The sequence below is a fragment of the Coleofasciculus sp. D1-CHI-01 genome (genome assembly GCF_040218875.1).
GTDB lineage: Bacteria > Cyanobacteriota > Cyanobacteriia > Cyanobacteriales > Coleofasciculaceae > Coleofasciculus.
Genome location: NZ_JAVJQP010000114.1, coordinates 1 through 17,762 on the forward strand (window position 1 = coordinate 1; position 17,762 = coordinate 17,762).

A 17,762-nucleotide genomic window follows, 5' to 3' on the forward strand; every position below is an offset into this window, starting at 1 on the left:
GGCACCTTCAGCCGGGGGATTGTATCCGGCGGAAGTGTATTTAATTTCCCGTGGCACTTCTATATTATCGCCGGGACTGTATAACTATCAGTGTCCTAGCCATTCTCTGGTGCATTTTTGGGATAGCGAGGTTTGGTCAGGGCTACAAGAGGCTTGTTTCCAGCATCCTAGCTTAGAGACAACGGAACTGGCGATTATCACCACTGCTATATTTTATCGTTCGGCTTGGCGCTATGAAGACCGCGCCTATCGGCGAGTGTTTCTGGATACGGGTCATTTGTTGGGTAATATTGAACTCGCGGGTGCGTTAACGGGGTATCGCCCCTATCTGATTGGTGGCTTTGTCGATCAGAAGGTGAATGATCTGCTTTATCTTAACCCAGATCAAGAAGGCGCGATCGCAGTGGTTCCCCTCGCGGATCAACTCCAGGGACAACCTAGCCCCTCTCAGCCTACTGCTTTACCGTCAGCGACGCAGTTTGACTATCCCGAACTTCCTGATGGGGAATTGCTGGCTTACCTGCATCAAGCGACGCAAATTGAACCGACAGATAAGCAGGAAATCGAATCGCCACCATCTGGGGAATCAGAGTCAGAAAAGGTAGGTGAAGACAAGTATAATTTTCCCTTCTGTACCAAAATCTCTACGACTACATCACCGATTCAATGGGGTAGTGTTACCGGGGAAGGATATGCGCCTCAAGCTTTGGAAAATACGATTTTAAAACGGCGATCAACTCGCGCTTATACGGGTGCGCCGCTATCCTTAGATGAACTTAAATTGCTACTCGATTTCACCTATCAACCCCAACACTACAGCGAACAAGGATTTGATAGTTGTCCTAATTATTTTGATCTGAGTTTAATTGAAACCTTTGTGGCAATTTCTGGAGTGGCGGGTTTAGACGAAGGCTGCTATTATTATGCGCCAAAAGCTCAAGAATTGCGGCAAATCCGCTTTAAAAACTTCCGCCGGGAATTACATTATTTGTGCTTAGGACAAGAGTTAGGGCGGGATGCCAGTGTGGTTCTCTTTCACACCGCCGACTTGAAAAAAGCTGTGGCGAAGTATGGCGATCGCGCTTATCGTTACCTGCATCTGGATGCGGGACATTTGGGACAACGGCTTAATTTAGCGGCGATTTATTTAACCTTGGGGGTGAGTGGTATTGGTGGGTTCTTTGATCAGCAAGTGAATGAGGTTTTGGGGATTCCTGCGGATGAGGCGGTTCTTTATATTACTACACTGGGGCGTCCCAGGAGTTGATGGTTATTGGTCTTATGTCATTTGCCTCGACACCCGCCAAGAACTCAAGTTCTTGGCTTATAGCTTAAGTCCATTAAAATGGACTAAAAATGGATAGAGTTTGCGTGAAATTAAAATTATTGGAGTGCGAGCATCTTGCTCGCTACTAATACCCAATTTATAGCACTACGAGGTACGGAAAGGACATTAGTTAATCCAAACAGGGAACGGGGAACAGGGAACAGGGAATAGTAGAAAATGTCCTAACCTGCTTTGGTAAGGCTATAATACCCAATTTAAATGTATAACAGCTTACTATAGCCTGTCCATTGGATTGGTACAACTCAGGTGAAGGGTCATGTCAGGGCGGGTTTTGAACAAACGTTATCATCCCTAGCCAAAAAAAAGTCCCTAAACCCGCCCCTACACAATACTCATTCTCCCCCATCTCCCTCATCTGCCCCTCACCCCCTCACCCTCTCACCCCATCTCCCTACCCCCCCACAATACTTATTCAGCAGCCCCTAATTAGTTACAAAGGGCGCGATCGCGGTCTGTTACATTGGGGTTAGTCTTCAGATAATCATCCACCCAGTTACAACTGCGAACGAGGAGATTATCCAGAACGGTTTGATTAACATCCTCCAAATTCCACAAAATGATCCTGTTGTCCAAACTGGCAGATGCCAGGGTTGGCTTATCTGGGTGGAAACTCAACCCTCTGATTTCATCCTCATGCCCTTTAAGGGTGACAATTGGCGTGCCATCACGTTGCCAGAGTTTGATCTGTCCGTCTAAACTTCCGGATGCAATGGTTTGACCGTCAGCAGAAAATGCTACCGCATAAACTGGATTATCATGACCGTCAAGCGTATTTAATAAAACGCCGTCTTTATTCCAGAGTTTCACCGTTTCATCCTCACTGGCGGTGGCAATCATCTCACCGTCAGGGGAAAAACTCACGGCTTTGATCGGTTCCTCATGCGCCTGCCATGATGAGAGGACTGTGCCAGTTTTATCCCAAATCACGGTGTTGTCATCACTAACTGAAGCAATGATCTCACCGTCGGGGGAGAAACTAATATCATTGACGCCACTACTATGTTCATTGAGGGTTTTCAGTAGCGTTCCATTCCGATTCCATAATTTAATCGTCGCATCCTCACTCGCCGTGGCAATGGTTTCGCCATCTGGAGAAAAACTGACCCGATTTATGCGATCGCGATGTCCATCCTCTAGATTTTCTTCCCCTGGTAAAGTCTTCAGGAGTTTCCCCTCTGGGTTCCACAAGCGCACCCGTTTGTCATTACCTACCGTGACAAGCGTCTCACCGTCGGGGCTAACGTTCACATCATAGACGCGATCGCTATTCTCTTGCAGCGTCGCTAACTCTGTCCCATCACTTTGCCAGAGTTTCACCGTATTGTCTGAACTCGCTGATGCCAAATAATTCCCCTGAGGACTAAACCGGACACTATTGACCGAATCCCGATGTCCCTTAAGCGTATCAACAAGTTGACGTTCACCCAGTTGCCACAGTTTGACACTCTTATCTAAACTCGCCGACGCCAACGTCTGCCCATCTGGACTAAAACTCGTCCCATAAACCGCACCCTGATGTCCAGTTAGCGTCTGTTGTAGAGACGTTGCATGCAACGTCTCTACATCTAAACGCCAGAGTTTCACGGTTTGGTCATCACTACTGGAGACAAGAGTTTGCCCATCTGGACTCCAAACCACGCCATTGATCAGGTTTTCATGTCCCGTAAGCGTGGTGATCAGGGTACCGTCTTGACTCCAGAGTTTGATCGTATTGTCTGCACTACTTGAGGCAATGAGTTGCCCATCTGGACTAAAGCTAACCCCGGTAACGCCAGCATCATGACCCGTCAGGGTTAACAGTTGTTCACCCTCTAGCGTCCAAACCTTGACCGTACCATCCCAACTCGCCGTCGCCAACGTTTCACCATCAGGGCTAAAACTGACGCCATACACTTGACCCTGATGTCCGTCTAGAGTACCCATCAACGTGCCATCTGGCTGCCAAAGTTTCACAGTTTGGTCATCACTGGCGGTGGCGAGGAGTTTACCATCGGGGCTAAACCTGACGCTATTAACCGCATTATCATGGGCGGCGATGGTTTTAATCACGGTTCCCTCTTGATTCCACAGGTTAACCGTCCCATCTAAACTGCCACTGGCAAGGGTTTGTCCATCGGGAGAGAAACTCACGCCCCGGACTTGCTGAGTATGTCCGGTGAGGGTACGAACTAATGTACCATCTGGACGCCAAAGTTTTACGGTTTGGTCATTACTCGCGGTAGCAATCCATTCACCATCGGCACTATAACTGACATCCCATACTCTGTCCGTATGACCCTCTAATTGGTTCCGTTCTCTACCCCAAGACACCGTTTGTTGCAGGGCGGTGATCACATTGGCGTTTAACTGAGTATCCTTTTGACTCCAGTTAGCATTTTGCAGTTTACGTCCCGCTTTCAGGGCTTCTAATCGGGCTTCCAAGCCTTGACCAGACGCAAACAACGCTTCTGCGGTTTTACTGTGGCTAATAATCTGCCCGGTGTAGGCTTGCATCCGCAGTCGTTCTGCTTTTAAATATTGAACGAACGCCACTCCGCCTAAAATAACCGAAGCGCCTAACGCCACACTAACGCCAGCGAGGAGTCGTCTTTGACCACGGGTTCTGGCTTGGCGTCCCGCATCAATATACTCTCGCTGAAGTTGGGTCGGTTTGGGTTCGATTTCCGCATTGGTGGTGAACCATTGTTCGGCGGCTTCGAGTTCACTTCCTCGGAGTAAAAGGTGATTATTGCGTTGTTTCTTATCCCACTCTTTCGCCAGTTGTTGTAAGCGGGTATGTTCTTTAATATGGTCTAAATCGGTATCTAGGGTTTTGAGGAGGGACTCAAATGACCCATTAAAATTATCGGTTTGGCGGAAGAAGACCCAGTTGAGTCTAGCTAATTCTGGATGCACGCCTTTGAGTTGATCATCCCGCAGCACAATTGGAATAATGCGTTTGCAGCGTTGGATGGCATATTCCAGTTCTTGAGTACAGCGTTCCGATTGAATCGCATGGGGACTAATAAAGAAGATACAGGTGTGGGCTGCCTCAATTTCTGGTTCAGTCTGGGTTAGAGGACGTTCTTCCCAATTCACCCAAATATCTCGTTTCTCCCGCTTGAGGGCGTCACAAATTCTCTGAATTGCGTCTTTGTCTGGAGAAGAGTAGGAAATAAAAATGTCAGCCATGTTTTGTTATTCGTCCTTTGTTATTCGTCCTTTGTTATTCGTCCTTTGTTATTCGTCCTTTGTTATTCGTCTTATGTCGCAGAATGCGAGTAATTCGTTGGGGCGGGTTTAGGGATATCAGGGTGCAAAGCTTCCCGTTAGTGGTAAAACCCGCCCCTACAATTCCCTTATCTCCCTCATCTCCCTTATCTCCCCAAGCTTCCAGACGTTCCGGTGGAGAAGTCTCTACGAACTGCTGTCTGTTGTACAAAAGTCTTGAGACGGTGAATGAGTTTGCAGGTAGTCTCCTGCCCAATTACAACCCGCTGCGATGAGATTGTTGAGTAATTGGTCATCCAAATACTCTAAATTCCAGAGAATCATGGTGTCGTTTCTATCCGTAGATGCCAGGGTGTTGCCATCGGAACTGAAACTGAGATGGTCTACTCCCGCTTGATGTCCGTTCAAGGTAACGACTTCTGTGCCATCTAGCGTCCAAAGTTTTACGGTACCGTCTAAACTGGCTGTAGCCAGGAACTGACCATCGGGTCGAAAGGTGACGCGATAGACGCGATCGCTATGTCCTGCCAGAGTCTGGAGTAATTTGCCCTCAGTTGTCCAGAGTTTCACGGTTTGATCATCACTGGCGGTGGCAATGATTTGACCATCGGGAGAAAAGTTAACACTACCAACGGCGGCGTCATGTCCCTCAATCGTCTGTAGAGACGTTGCATGCAACGTCTCTCCATCTAGACGCCACAGTTTCACGGTGCCATCGGTACTGGCGGAGGCAATGGTTTGGCTATCCGGGCTGAAGCTGACATCTAACACCATACCCTGATGACCTTTGAGAGTCTGCACCAGTTCACCATCAGGTGTCCAGAGTTTCACGGTTTGGTCTTGACTCCCTGAGGCAAGATACTCTCCATCGGGAGAAAATTGTACCGTCCAGACGATTCCCTCATGCCCGTTTAGCGTCTGTAATTCTTTCCCGTCTTTTGTCCAGAGTTTCACGGTTTGGTCATCACTGGCTGAGGCAATGGTTTCACCGTCGGGAGAAAAACTGACACTTTCCACCCAATTTTGATGTCCAGACAGGGTGTTCAATTGCTTGCCTTCTGGACTCCAGAGAGTGACATCGATTCCGGATGCGATCGCGATTACGTCTCCATTGGGGCTAAAACTGGGACTAATACCGGATTGGGGCAAGGTTTTGACGAAGGGATTGTCTAGTTTCCAGAGTTTCACAGTTCTATCATCACTCGCTGATGCTAGAGTTTGCCCATCTGGAGAGAAATCTACACCAAATACCTGACTGCTATGTCCGGTGAGGGTATTGAGTAGGGTTCCCTCCCGATTCCAGAGTTTGATGGTTTTGTCTTTACTACTGGTGGCAAGGCGTTGACTGTCGGGGCTAAATGTAACCTGCCAAATACCATCCTTGTGACCCGTTAGCGTTTGCAGTTCTTCCCCCTCAATCGTCCAGAGTTTCACTGTTTTATCCTGACTGGCGCTGGCGATGAGTTGACCATCCCCGGAAAAACTCACACTTGTGACCTCTCCTTGGTGTCCTGTCAGGGTTTGTAATTCTTTACCCTCGATTGTCCAGAGTTTCACCGTCTGATCGGCGCTAGCGGATGCCAACTGTTGACCGTCAGCCGAGAAGCTGACACTGATAACCGGGGCATTATGTCCGCTTAAGGAATTGAGGCGTTCACCCTCTCGACTCCATAGGTTTACTGTCCCATCCTGGCTGGCTGAGGCAATGATTTGACTATCGGGGGAAAAAGTGACATCGTAAATATCATTATCATGGGCATTAATGCTATGTAGCTTCGCCCCGTCTTTTGTCCACAGGTTTACCGTCCCATCCCGGCTAGCCGAAGCAATCATTTCACCATCAGGGCTAAAGCTGACCTCTCGGACGCGATCGCGATGCCCTTCTAGGGTTTTGATTAAACTCCCATCTCGCTGCCAGAGTTTAACCGTATGATCACTACTAGCCGAGGCAATACGTTCACCGTCGGGGCTAAAACTAACGCTGCGAACTTTATTTGTATGCCCGTCTAATTGATTCGATTGATTCACCCAATAGACAGACTGAAGTAACGCCGTGGAAATCGTTGAATGAAGTTGAGGTTCTCGGCTAACCCAGTTGGCTTGTTGCAGCGTTTTAGCCGCCTCTAGGGATTCTAAAAGGGCAGGAAATTTTTGCTGGGAAACAAATAAAGCGTCGGAGGTGGTACTTTGGACAATAAGCTGTTCTTGCTGGGCTTGGACAAAAAGTTTTTGCGATCGCTGATATTGCCAGAACGCGACAAGTCCTAAGAGAGTAGACACACCCAGCGCCAAGCTAACTCCAATAATGGATCGTTTTGCCTGACGAGTGACCCATTGACGACTGAGCCCAACGTATTCTCGATGCAGAGGTGTAGGAAAAGGTTTTTGTTCAGAACTCCACACCAGCCAGGATTCTCCTGATGTTAGTTCACTTCCGCTTAATAGGAGGCTAGTATTGCGTCCTTTTTTTTCCCATTCCATGGCTTGCACTAACAAGCGCGTATGTTCTTGGGTATCCTCTTTATTGTTATCAATGGCTTGCAGCAGTTCTGCAAACGCCTGTTCAAAATCCGTACCTTCGCGAAAATCAATCTGGGGAAGTTCTCTCATCTCTGGATGGATCGCGTCTGGGTCAACATCCAGATATAGTATCGGCAGAATTCGCTTATGGTGTTTTAGGGAACAGTCTACTTCGACACCGCACTCTTTGGATGCCACTGAATCTGGGCTAATCACAAAGACGATATTATTCGATTCTTCAATTCCTTGGTAGATTTCTTGTCGCCAATCAGCGGTTAGGGGAATGCCTTCCCAATCCACCCAAACCTCACGGTTAGCGTTTTTAAATGCCTCCCGCAGTTTCAGCACAAATTCCTTATTGCGCCGGGAATAAGAAATAAAGGCTTCTTTCATAAATTGCACACCTTGAAGTGTCTAGGTTCTATGAATCGGGTTCAGTAATGATCCTTATTCTTCTGGGGTGGAAGCATCGGGGGCGGTGAACTGCACTGCGCCTTGGATGGCATTATCTTTGGTGCGATCAGCCGCATCACAGACTAAGGCAAACTGGAAGTAATGATCCGTTTCCCTTTCTAGAGAAAGATCATTGGGAAGCGTGATTTCAAACTCACCGCCTGCTTCAGGAATCTCAATCATGGTTTGATACACTGGATTCCAACTCTGATCCACCAGGAGAAATTCGGCGGAGGTGACAGTGGTTTCCGGTACTTGCCATGAAAGTGTTGCGGGCGAGTTCAGCGCCACTAAATAAACCCCCTGATCGTTAGTAGGCATCAAGGGGGTAATCGTTGCTTCGCCACATCCAGCACCGCGCAACCCAGCGCCGCGATCGCGCGATGGTGAAAGCTGGGCAGTTAAAACGTTTACATCTTCATTAGACTGGGCTTGTAGCGGGGGTTGCCAGCCGATCCCCATTACCCAGATTGTCGTGAATACCCCGGTTACCAGACTCAAAGACTTAAAAGACTTTAATCTATCCATTGGTAGATATGTGAAACTTTGATTGAGACTTATAGACCTATAATAATCGAAAACTGGAAGTTTTATCTAGAAAAATAAAATTAAGCTGATCTTCATCAAAACTTTAAAAAATCCAGAGTTTTTTAAAGACAATCTTCATAATTCTTGTTTTGTCTCCTCTTGTGAGAGGCAATGGAGGCGGTAATACCTAGTAATATATATATTACAGATCTAAGGCGACTCCTTAGATATTTTTGCGCTGTTCTGAATCGTTGTCATTGGTGTGCCAGTAACCATTAACTATCAATCCCCAATCAAACCCATCGAAACTAGCTGTAGCGTCTGGTTGCAGTGGCTATTGGTGACGCTGTTGGGTTTTGTGGCAAGTCTATTTTGGATCGAGATTGGAGAAAGACCCGATATTAATATGATTGAGGGGATCATTGGCGGGACGATAATCGGATTCGCCCAATGGCTAGTCTTGAGACGATACCTTTCCTCCGCCTGGTGGTGGATTATTGCCAGTCTCCTCGGTTGGGGAGTCATGGGGTTGAGTTCCTTTGGAGTCATCGGTTGGTTTGCTCCCCGAACGATGCGTCTTTTCCCTCGGTTGGTGTATGGAGTCGTCGATGGTGCAACTCTGGGGCTAATCCTGGGAATGGCACAATGGTGGGTTCTCAGACAGTATGTTAGCCAAGCTTGGGGATGGATTTTTGCCAATAGTTTAAATTGGTCAATCAGTTTAGCCGTAGGTTGGATTGTCGGCGGAATTTTGCGCCGCTTTACCCAGATGTTTCTCAGCGAAGTTCTGGGTTTAGGGGTAACTTGGATGTTAGTTGCAGGGTTAACTGGAATAAGTTTAATTCGATTGCTGGGAAAGGTTCCAACTATCAAGGGTCATGGTTAAAAGGGGGTAATTTGACATTCTCCCCGCCTTACTTCGTTGAAGGCGGGGATTCCCATCATCACTGATGAGGTTTCCTGGTTCTACGAGCAACCTTACTTTTTGGAGTTTCCTCCTCTAAGCCGCGGGTCATCTCATCCCCAGGCGTAACTTTCCGAGTGCCCCTCGGTAGTTGAGCTAGTCCTTGCAGCGCTTTCATTAAGATATTAATGGCAGCATTTACGTCTCGGTCGTCAACGTACCCACAGTGGTAACATTTGTGAGTACGGGTAGACAAAGCTTTCTTAACTTCTTGTCCACAATTGGAGCGAGCGCTCTTTAGGCGAGCCAACGCCGTCAACTGGAAGGACTTCAGGGTCAAAATGAATAAACAATAGAGTTTTTGGTAACTCCCTGAGATTCGTTCAATTTTTCCCTACACCCTACACCCTACACCCTACATCCAGTAGTACCTTCAAGTCCCTTGTCACCCCCTCAGGGGTAGTAGTGTACGCTTGCCAAGCTAATTCTAGGGTTGCCATTTCACTCCAAAAATCATTGGTATTTCGTAACGCTAATAATCGTGAGGCGCATTCATCCCGGTTGATGACACTGCACGCCCAGGTTACCAGATTTTCAAAGTTTACTGCTTGTCCTGTGGGGTAACTCCAGCGTGTGCCAAATTTAGCGATTTCCCCATTGGGATAGTACCAGCGAGAGGCGATTTTTGCGGTTTGTCCATTGGGATAGTTCCAAATTGCGCCAAATTTTGCTGTTTGTCCGTTGGGATACTGCCAATTATCACCGATTTTCGCCCGTTGTCCATTTGGATATTCAATGATAGCCCTTCCCCAGGTATCGGCTAATCCACAGGCGAATTGTTGCTGACTCTCGACTAATCGCACTAGATTGCTATTTCCGTCAGATAGTCGCGCCAATCGCGTCATGATGGTGAGATCCAGACATTCGCGGCTAGCGGTTGGCGGTGGAATGGTTTCTACTGCTGAGGGTTGGGCGGTGTCACAGTATTGCGCTTCTAGGGTAGCCAGGTTTTCGTCGTCTAAACCTTGTTGTATCGCGAGGCGGCGTACCTGGCGAATTTGACGGCATTGAGTAGACGTGGCGTCAGCGCGATCGCGACTTATGCCCAGCACCAGTAGGGGTAATAGAAATAGTACCACCCGAATCGCCTGTTTCATAGATACAAATCATCCTTATCTTCGATAATCCCCATATCTGAATTATTGTAAGGGATAAGGGGTCAAACCCCTCGTTGGTTGATCAGAGTCTCCTTGGAGTTGATGAGTAAGTATCACAGAGAAATGGCTGCTGAGAAATATGCTCATCTCTGTATCTATCCCTAAAATCTAAGCATGATTAGGGTTTTCAGGTTTCTTGAAGTGACAGATGGTTAATTTAACGGACAGACCTCAGTTTATGCGGTTTGCCGTTTAAGGGAAATACTAAGGATTTAACATCCCCCATCAAGTTCATCTTTTCGGGTGAACTTAAGCCGTCTATAAGAATGATAAAAAATCACCCTTGTGGATGAACTAAACGGATGAAGTAAGCGATCAACGAGTCGATGTAAATTACAATTATAATGTTTTTACAAATAAAGTTAGTCGCTATAACCAATAAGGAGTCGGACAAAAGCAAAGTTAACGCTTGAGATTAGGCAACCAAAAACAGTAAAAATTAATTTTTTTTAATATCTCTTAATACAAGCTAAATACTTTATGCCCAACTACTTAATATCGCTGACCCCCAACAACAAGATAGCAATGATCCAGGAGCAACTATGCAACTCATAATAATCTTACACCTCATCAAATTAGTTTTGGCTCTCTCTCTGTGTGGATTTTTACTCTACTTGTTATGGAAAAAACGACAACAGTTTATCCAAAAGCGTGCTGATCTCAAGAATGGTATGAACCATTGTCTTGTAACCTACATTGAGCCGACTAAGTTCGGAGATTTTCCTAGATTTATGTCCACGGGGACAATAGCAGCCTTAGAATATGATGACAATCATGTCCGTTGTCTCATTCAAAAACCAAAAGTACCTCTGCAAACGATTGAATTTGCTTCAAACACTAACGTTACACTATTTCATCCTAAATCGTCGCTGATTAAATTTACAACGCTAATTAAATTTACGCCTAAACCTTCATATAAAACTCCTGTTAGCCCCTCCAGTTATTACTTTGCTGCTATCAATGCTCTAGGGCAAACCGATCAGAATAAAACTAAACAATTATTTGCCCAAATAGAACCCCTATTCAAAACAACAGGGGTCAAAATGGTCAAGCAAAAACGATGGATCAATGTTTTTGCTTATCTTTTTATTATTGCTGCAATTGGTGGTATCATCATCGCCATTGACAGTGGTTCCCGTGCCGCCTTATATCATGGACCTACCTTAGTGGCGACAACAAACCAAGGTGAGGTTGTGACTGCTAGCAGTCACTATCTTTATCAGTTCGATACTCAGGGTCAAGTTCAAAATCGATACCCCTTAGAGGTTTTAGGAATTAAAAACTTAACCGATATTCATGCCCTTGATCCCAATCAAGTATTAATCGGCGATTGGGAACGCGGGAATATTCAACGATGCCAACTTGACCAAAATCGTTGTGAGCCATTACCTAGATTTCAGTCGAATCTCGCCAACTCTTCTCCGTTTCAAGGGGCATTTAAGTTTGTCGTTGATCCTCAACACGATCTAATTTATGCAACCCACACAGGAGAGCATCGCTTACTGGTTTTGGATCAGGATGGACGAGAAATTGAACATACACGGGGCAAGGATTTATTACTCTGTTATCCCAATGGAATAACTCTGAGTAATGAAGGAAAATTAGTGGTTGCTGATACCAATAATTTTAGACTATTAACCTGGTCAACAAATTCCCAAGGATTGAATCTCACTCCCGATCAATCAATTGATATGATTCAAGCGCCTAGACCGGAAACTAGCTGCATCCCGATTGAGCAAGCCCCCAGCCAAATCCCCCTCGTGAAACGGTTTAACTCCGTATTTGATCCTGTCATAGAGTATGACGTAAACAGAGATGCGATCGCCTTAAACCCAGCTCGCCAAGGTCGAGTTTTTCCTGTCTTTGTGCAGCAAGATAATCAAGGGTTTTGGTGGGTGTTGATTGGGGATAAAAATTTGGTTCGGGAGGATTTATTACGCTTTGATTCAAACTGGCAAAATCCAATTCGGATTGATCTACCGGATTCAGCGAATAATTTTAATATCGCTGTCGGATCAGATCAGCTCATTTTGACCCAACCGAGTCGTTATCGTCTGTTATCAGTTTCTTTAACCGATCTCACTGTCCAACCCTTTGGAGATGACAGGTTTGAGGCGATGATGCAACAAGAACAAAAGGTAAAAGCGAAGTTATGGCGGTTTTATCTGTTTAGTTTATTTGTGCCGGTTTTCGGATTAGTGGGTTTGGGTGTGTTAGCTATCTTTGATTTTCAACAACAATGGACTGATATGATAAAATTTTAAACAACAGTTGTCTATTGAACCCTTCACTTCGTTCGAGGGCAGGCTCCATGACGCTCGCGCATCTGTCCAGATTCTCGTATCTCGTTCCTCGCTATAGCGAAAGCTTCACGCTTCGCTCTTCCTAGACATGATAGAACGCAACTTGGTATTATGCCAAGCACCAATAGGGGTAATAGAAATAGTACCACCCGAATCGCCTGTTTCATAGAGACAAATCATCCTTATTCTAGAGAATCCCCATATCTAGATTATTTTAAAGGATCAGGGGTCACACCCCTCATTGGTGGAGAAAAGTCTTCTCGAAGTTTATCGGTAAGTGTCACAGAGAAATGGCTGCTGAGAAGGATAATACTCTCGGTTTCCTAGCCTTCGATACAACAACGCTCAAAGCTTTACTGGATGAAGGGTTCAAGGGTTTGAGGCGTCCTTTAAAATTACAGTTCTCATATTTTGTCTGACTCAACCTCAGTGTATATACGGATTTTGATTGCAGTAGTTATTAACAAATTCCCGTAATTTACCCGATTTTTTCAGGCTGGGCTTTTGAATAAGATTAACTTGTAAATCAAACAAAGCTTTTGAGGAATTCAAGCCAATGATTCGTAAGACCCTAATCGCTTCTACTTTAGTTTTGTGCGGTACTGTTGGATTCACTTCTTCGGCACAAGCTCAGGAAAGTACTGATGTTAATTTTACTGCTAATGTGCCTGCATCTTGTACGTTTAGCGATGTTGTTGATGGAACGTTAGGACTCCTCGCCGGAACCACACTAACCAGTGCTGTTGCTGATGGTGGTACGGCTGGTACTGCCAAACTTACCTGCAACAATGTTCTTGCCACACTAGAAGCAGATGCTCCTGCCCAACAAGGAACAGTTGATGGTTACGATCATAGTACCGCATTAACCACTGTTGCTGTTACAGGTACCGGTGCTAACGCTGTCGTTATTGGAACACCTGATACTCCAACAGCCGTACCTCTTCCAGGTGAAACGGATCTGATAGTTGACATGACAACAACTCCGGCGACGGGATTTATTCCTAGTGGTGACTATGACTTTTATGTGCGGTTGACTGTAGCTCCCTAGCCACAAGGTTCTTCGTCAATCTTCGCTCTTGTCTAGTCAATTAGCTGCTGGGGAAATCTAGGGGAATGTAACCCTAGCAGCTATTTATTCGCTTGGAAAATACTTGAACAGACAAAATTTAGCATCATGCTTGATTACACTAAAAAGATTACCTTTTTTTCTAAGCTTGCTGTCAAAGCGTTTCAAATAGGTAGCGGTGCTTTATCAGCCACTTTCCTGTTAAGTAGCACCGCATTAGCACAGCTTGGCGCATCGCCATTAATTATTGAAGCCGAGACTAACCGGGGTCAAGCGCAAACAATGATTAATGTGATTAATGCTGGTGATACACCCTTACGGGCAAGAATTTACACTGAACCTTTTACATACGATCGCGATAAAGGATTTCAAACCTTACCCTCTGATACGAATGATCTTAGCCCCTATCTGCAATTTTCCCCCAGAGAATTAACCATACCACCAGGAGTCACGCGGCGGGTACGTCTAAGAGCAATCCTGGCTCCCAGCTTACCCGATGGAGAATACCGCACAGCCGTTTTTGCTGAAACCTTAAAAGAGTCGGTTAATGGTAGTGGTAAAAACGTGGGGGTTATCACTCGCGTAGCGACAACGGTTTATATCCGTAAAGGGGATGTCTCTCCTAACTTAACCGTTGATAGCGCTCAGTTTAATGCCAATCAAAAAACACTTCAATTATTGGTTGAAAATATCGGCGATGCTTCTGTCCGGTTAGGGGCTAACTGGCAGTTAAAGCAGGGAGAAAGAATTATCCAAACAGGAGAATCCGTTCCGACTGCTATTGTAGCACAAAGCGATCGCAACTTGATATTGAATAATCATCCCGAATCGGAAGCGTTAGCACTTCTTCCTGGTAACTACCAACTCACTGGAGAATTAATTTGGGGTGATGATAATAGCAACCAACTTCCCTTCAGCGTTACTCTCACTGTTCCTGAGCAATAAAACATTGATCCGGGCAAATTGTTCATTATTGATTGTTCATCGTTGATTGTTGATTGCGATCAACTATGAACTATGAACGTAAAATCCACCTTTTTTAAGCAGACGTTAATATCTGCCCTATGTTTCATGCCGTACCCCCTCACTCACCCCCAGAAATTGTACACCACGTAACTCCCGAAAAGGCAGATAAAGTTGGCGAACATCCATTTATAATCGCCAACACGCCAGCCTCTCCCAGCCAAAATCCTGTTGCGTCTCATTCGATTCCGAGTTCACCGGAATTATTCTTACCCGAATATTCAGACTCGAATTTGCCGACTTTGCCAGAAGAAATAGAATCATCTAACGCCGCCAAACTCGGACAACCGATTTCAGTCAGTATCTCCGATAATCAGTCAAGACAACCAGAATTTTCTGCTTCTACTCCTTCTATTCAATTCAATCCCGTCAATCTAGATCTGATTCTCTATCCGGCTGAACTAAATAATTCAACATCGAATAGTTTACCTTCCCCAGAAAACTCAAATCCTAGCTTAAATCCCGCCAATTCAACACCGGAACCCGAAAACATCGCTGACGAAGAACCCACACCCCAACCTGACACATTACCCCCCCAAAACCCAGATATATCAACCCTTCCAAAAAATCAATTTTCAATCGCCCAAGTTCCCGATAATTTCTCCTCCTTTCTGGTAGGAATAAAAGTCAACAACCGCCCGGTAATTACTAGCACCTTAATTCGGGGACAAGAAGATGGAGAAGCCGCGATTAATTTTGAGCAATGGTTATTACCTTACGACGCCATCGTTAAAGCCTTAAAATTAACCGCTACTATTTTACCCGACAATCAAATCGAACTGCGATCGCCTACCCAGGTTATTCGCCTCAACCCCAGTCAACTCAAGACTGATCCAGAATTAGGCTTGGTGTTTTCGGTGGCGGATGTGCGAACCTTATTCGGGGTAGAAATCGAATTTGATATTATTGATTATGCGGTTTCTATCCAAGCCCCCTGGTTAAATCAACGGCGTCAACGGGGAAAACGAGAAGTTATTATCCAAACCGAAGGATTACCCCGAATTGCGCCATCTGGGTTCTCCCTTTCCGCTGTCGAACAACGAATTGATGCCAGTGGAACGGCGACTCAATCACCGAACTATCGGGGAAATGTATCCGCTGTTGGCAGTATTTTTGGGGGGAGTTGGTATATCCGCGCCAATCAACCCCAACTCTTCTCCTCCGATACCTGGAGTTTAGCGGAAGCGCGATTTCAACGCCAAACGGATACGGCGGATTATATTATTGGATCTCAACCCCCTTTCTGGCGTAGTCAAAGTCCCGGAGATTATTGGGGATTCACCACGATTCAACGCAATGGTTTTATCCCTCAACTTCAACTCTACGGCGGTTCTGATCCCCGTCAACGCCTACAAGCCGCGCAAATCGGGCGCACGATTTCTGGAACAGCGGAACCGGGAACATTGGTGCGTTTGGTGCGAGGATTAAGTGATGACGCGATCGCAGAAGTTCTGGTGGATTCTTCGGGTGTTTACCGCTTCGAGGATGTGGAATTCGAGAGTCAATCGTTTAATAATTATCGTATTTTACTCTATCCCCAAGGGCGACTCACGGAAACCCCAGAAATTCGAGACGCTACCTTTTCCAATGTCCCCGGACAAATCCCCGCCGGATCAACAGCCGTTATTGTGTCTGGAGGATGGCGGCGACAATTGTCGGGTTTGAATCAAGAAATATTGGGCAATTTTACCGACGTTCAAGGTGGAGTGATGGGGCGTTGGGGGGTTTCTAATAGCCTGACATTAGGGGCTGGTGCGGTTTATGACGAATCGTTTCGGGGATTAGCAGAAGCCTTTTTTCAGTCAGAAGGCTTCCCTTTAAAAGCCGCCGTCTCGGTTCTAAGTGGTACAGAGGAGTCCGACTGGGATATTAACGCCAACGTACTCTTTGAACCCTCCCCTAATTTTACCGCCCGTTTCACAAGCGATCGCTTCGCCCAACGGTTGAATGCGTCTTGGCAAGTGTTACCCGGTTTCACCCTATTTGCCAATACCAGCACCAATGATGCGACGGCGGCTGGTGTACAATTCGCTTTAAGCAACAAAAACGCCTTTACCTTTGCCCGTCTCAGCGTCGATACCCAAAGCCGTTTCCGGTGGAACCTGATTCAACGCCTGAATCAATGGGAATTTCGGTCATTGGGGAATGAAATTAGCACCCAATCTGAACTCGGTTATCGTTTCTCGGATAGCTTAAGTACGGGTCATGCCCTGGTTCTCGGTTATGATACCCGTAACCAAAATGGTCATAACTATTTAGCCAGCCTCACTTGGCGTTATCGTTCCCCCCAAAAATCGGGGGATGGGAACCCCCTCTGGGATGCCCAACTAGGGTATGGTATCGGTTCTCGCGGTTCGGGAATTGTCGCCTCAGTCGGAACCTCGATTTTCCCTGGTTTACGCCTACAAGCGCGATATCAAGGGATAGCTGTGAGTTCCGATAACGCCGCTTTCAGCTTAAACCTCGTCTCCAGTCTCAATTTACAGCAAGGGATTACCCCCAGAGATACCAAAACCGACTATCTCCGCACCCAAGGCGGACTCTTGATTCAACCCTTTTTTGACCGCAATCAAAATGGCAAACCTGATCCGGGGGAAAAATACTACACTGACTCCACCTTACTCTTGGTGAATCAGCAGTCTCTGGGATCATTACGCGCCGATATTCAAGAGGATCGCATCATCATGAATTTATCCCCTGGAACCTACCGCCTCGACTTTGATCCGGCGGGTTTTCCCTTTGATTGGCAAGTAATCAATGAAGCCTTGGCGGTGGAGGTGGTGGCGGGGAGTTATACACCGATTCTCATTCCCTTGGTTCAGTCTTACACAATATCTGGAATTGTCACCGATAACCAAGGTCAACCTGTGAGTGGGGCGAGAGTTGAAGCCATCCAACCGGATGCTGGTACTCGGTCATTTTCCATTACTAACGATGCTGGCGTGTATTATTTAGAACGGTTACAGCAAGGAAAATACCGCCTGCAAATCAACAATCAGCCTGCGTTTCCCCAGACGATTGATCTGAAAAATAGTTCGGAATTTTTCCAGGAACTGAATCTGAATTTACCGACCTCTGTAGATGGCTAATCTAGCTATTTTAACTGGAATAACTTATAGGAAACCAACAGTTACAGCAGTTTGCTCTGCTATGCGGTACATTGTCGATCCCCCTCGCATCCCCCATGCAA

General features: G+C 46.2%; 11 protein-coding genes and 1 pseudogene. 6 read left to right on the forward strand and 6 right to left on the reverse strand.

Annotated features, from left to right (window positions below):
• The coding region (locus RIB93_RS20615) for a SagB/ThcOx family dehydrogenase (RefSeq protein ID WP_446375121.1) at positions 1-1,267 on the forward strand (1,267 nt) is incomplete at its 5' end.
• 507 nt (positions 1,268-1,774) lie between these two features.
• Here RIB93_RS20615 and RIB93_RS20620 read toward each other — a convergent pair.
• The 4 genes from RIB93_RS20620 to RIB93_RS20635 are packed head-to-tail and all read right to left on the reverse strand — an operon-like array spanning position 1,775 to position 8,059.
• A complete protein-coding gene (locus tag RIB93_RS20620; RefSeq protein ID WP_446375123.1) occupies positions 1,775-4,519 on the reverse strand; it encodes a WD40 domain-containing protein in 2,745 nt (914 codons plus the stop codon).
• Between the two features lie 34 nt (positions 4,520-4,553).
• Positions 4,554-4,769, reverse strand: a complete 216-nt coding sequence (locus RIB93_RS20625; protein WP_446375125.1) for a hypothetical protein — start codon at positions 4,767-4,769, stop codon at positions 4,554-4,556.
• Positions 4,745-7,471: a WD40 domain-containing protein gene (locus RIB93_RS20630; RefSeq protein WP_446375127.1), complete on the reverse strand. Its 2,727-nt coding sequence runs from the start codon at positions 7,469-7,471 to the stop codon at positions 4,745-4,747. Before RIB93_RS20630 ends, RIB93_RS20625 begins: the two co-directional genes overlap by 25 nt.
• Before the next feature lie 54 nt (positions 7,472-7,525).
• On the reverse strand, positions 7,526-8,059 hold the full coding sequence (locus tag RIB93_RS20635) for a DUF928 domain-containing protein (RefSeq protein WP_446375129.1): 534 nt from the start codon (positions 8,057-8,059) through the stop codon (positions 7,526-7,528).
• A gap of 262 nt (positions 8,060-8,321) precedes the next feature.
• Here RIB93_RS20635 and RIB93_RS20640 point away from each other — a divergent pair, with 262 nt between their 5' ends.
• Complete coding sequence (locus tag RIB93_RS20640) at positions 8,322-8,945, forward strand: hypothetical protein (RefSeq protein WP_446375131.1); 624 nt, start codon at positions 8,322-8,324, stop codon at positions 8,943-8,945.
• Positions 8,946-9,003: 58 nt separating this feature from the next.
• Here the strand turns inward: RIB93_RS20640 and RIB93_RS20645 are convergent.
• Positions 9,004-9,249: pseudogene (locus RIB93_RS20645) on the reverse strand (zinc ribbon domain-containing protein); the annotation flags it as partial.
• A gap of 115 nt (positions 9,250-9,364) precedes the next feature.
• Positions 9,365-10,120, reverse strand: coding sequence for a hypothetical protein (locus RIB93_RS20650; protein WP_446375133.1), 756 nt, complete (start codon positions 10,118-10,120; stop codon positions 9,365-9,367).
• Positions 10,121-10,722: 602 nt separating this feature from the next.
• On the opposite strand from RIB93_RS20650, the gene RIB93_RS20655 reads away from it, so the two are divergent.
• The 4 genes from RIB93_RS20655 to RIB93_RS20670 all read left to right on the forward strand — a co-directional run bounded on the left by RIB93_RS20655 (position 10,723) and on the right by RIB93_RS20670 (position 17,661).
• Positions 10,723-12,444, forward strand: coding sequence for a hypothetical protein (locus tag RIB93_RS20655; protein WP_446375135.1), 1,722 nt, complete (start codon positions 10,723-10,725; stop codon positions 12,442-12,444).
• Positions 12,445-13,039: 595 nt separating this feature from the next.
• Positions 13,040-13,531 (forward strand): hypothetical protein, encoded by a 492-nt coding sequence (locus tag RIB93_RS20660; RefSeq protein ID WP_446375137.1) that lies wholly within the window; start codon positions 13,040-13,042, stop codon positions 13,529-13,531.
• 126 nt (positions 13,532-13,657) lie between these two features.
• On the forward strand, positions 13,658-14,494 hold the full coding sequence (locus RIB93_RS20665; RefSeq protein WP_446375139.1) for a P pilus assembly protein, chaperone PapD: 837 nt from the start codon (positions 13,658-13,660) through the stop codon (positions 14,492-14,494).
• Positions 14,495-14,613: 119 nt separating this feature from the next.
• The gene (locus RIB93_RS20670; protein ID WP_446375141.1) at positions 14,614-17,661 is read left to right on the forward strand and encodes a carboxypeptidase regulatory-like domain-containing protein; all 3,048 of its coding nucleotides are present in this window, start codon (positions 14,614-14,616) and stop codon (positions 17,659-17,661) included.
• The last annotated feature ends 101 nt before the right edge of the window (positions 17,662-17,762 follow it).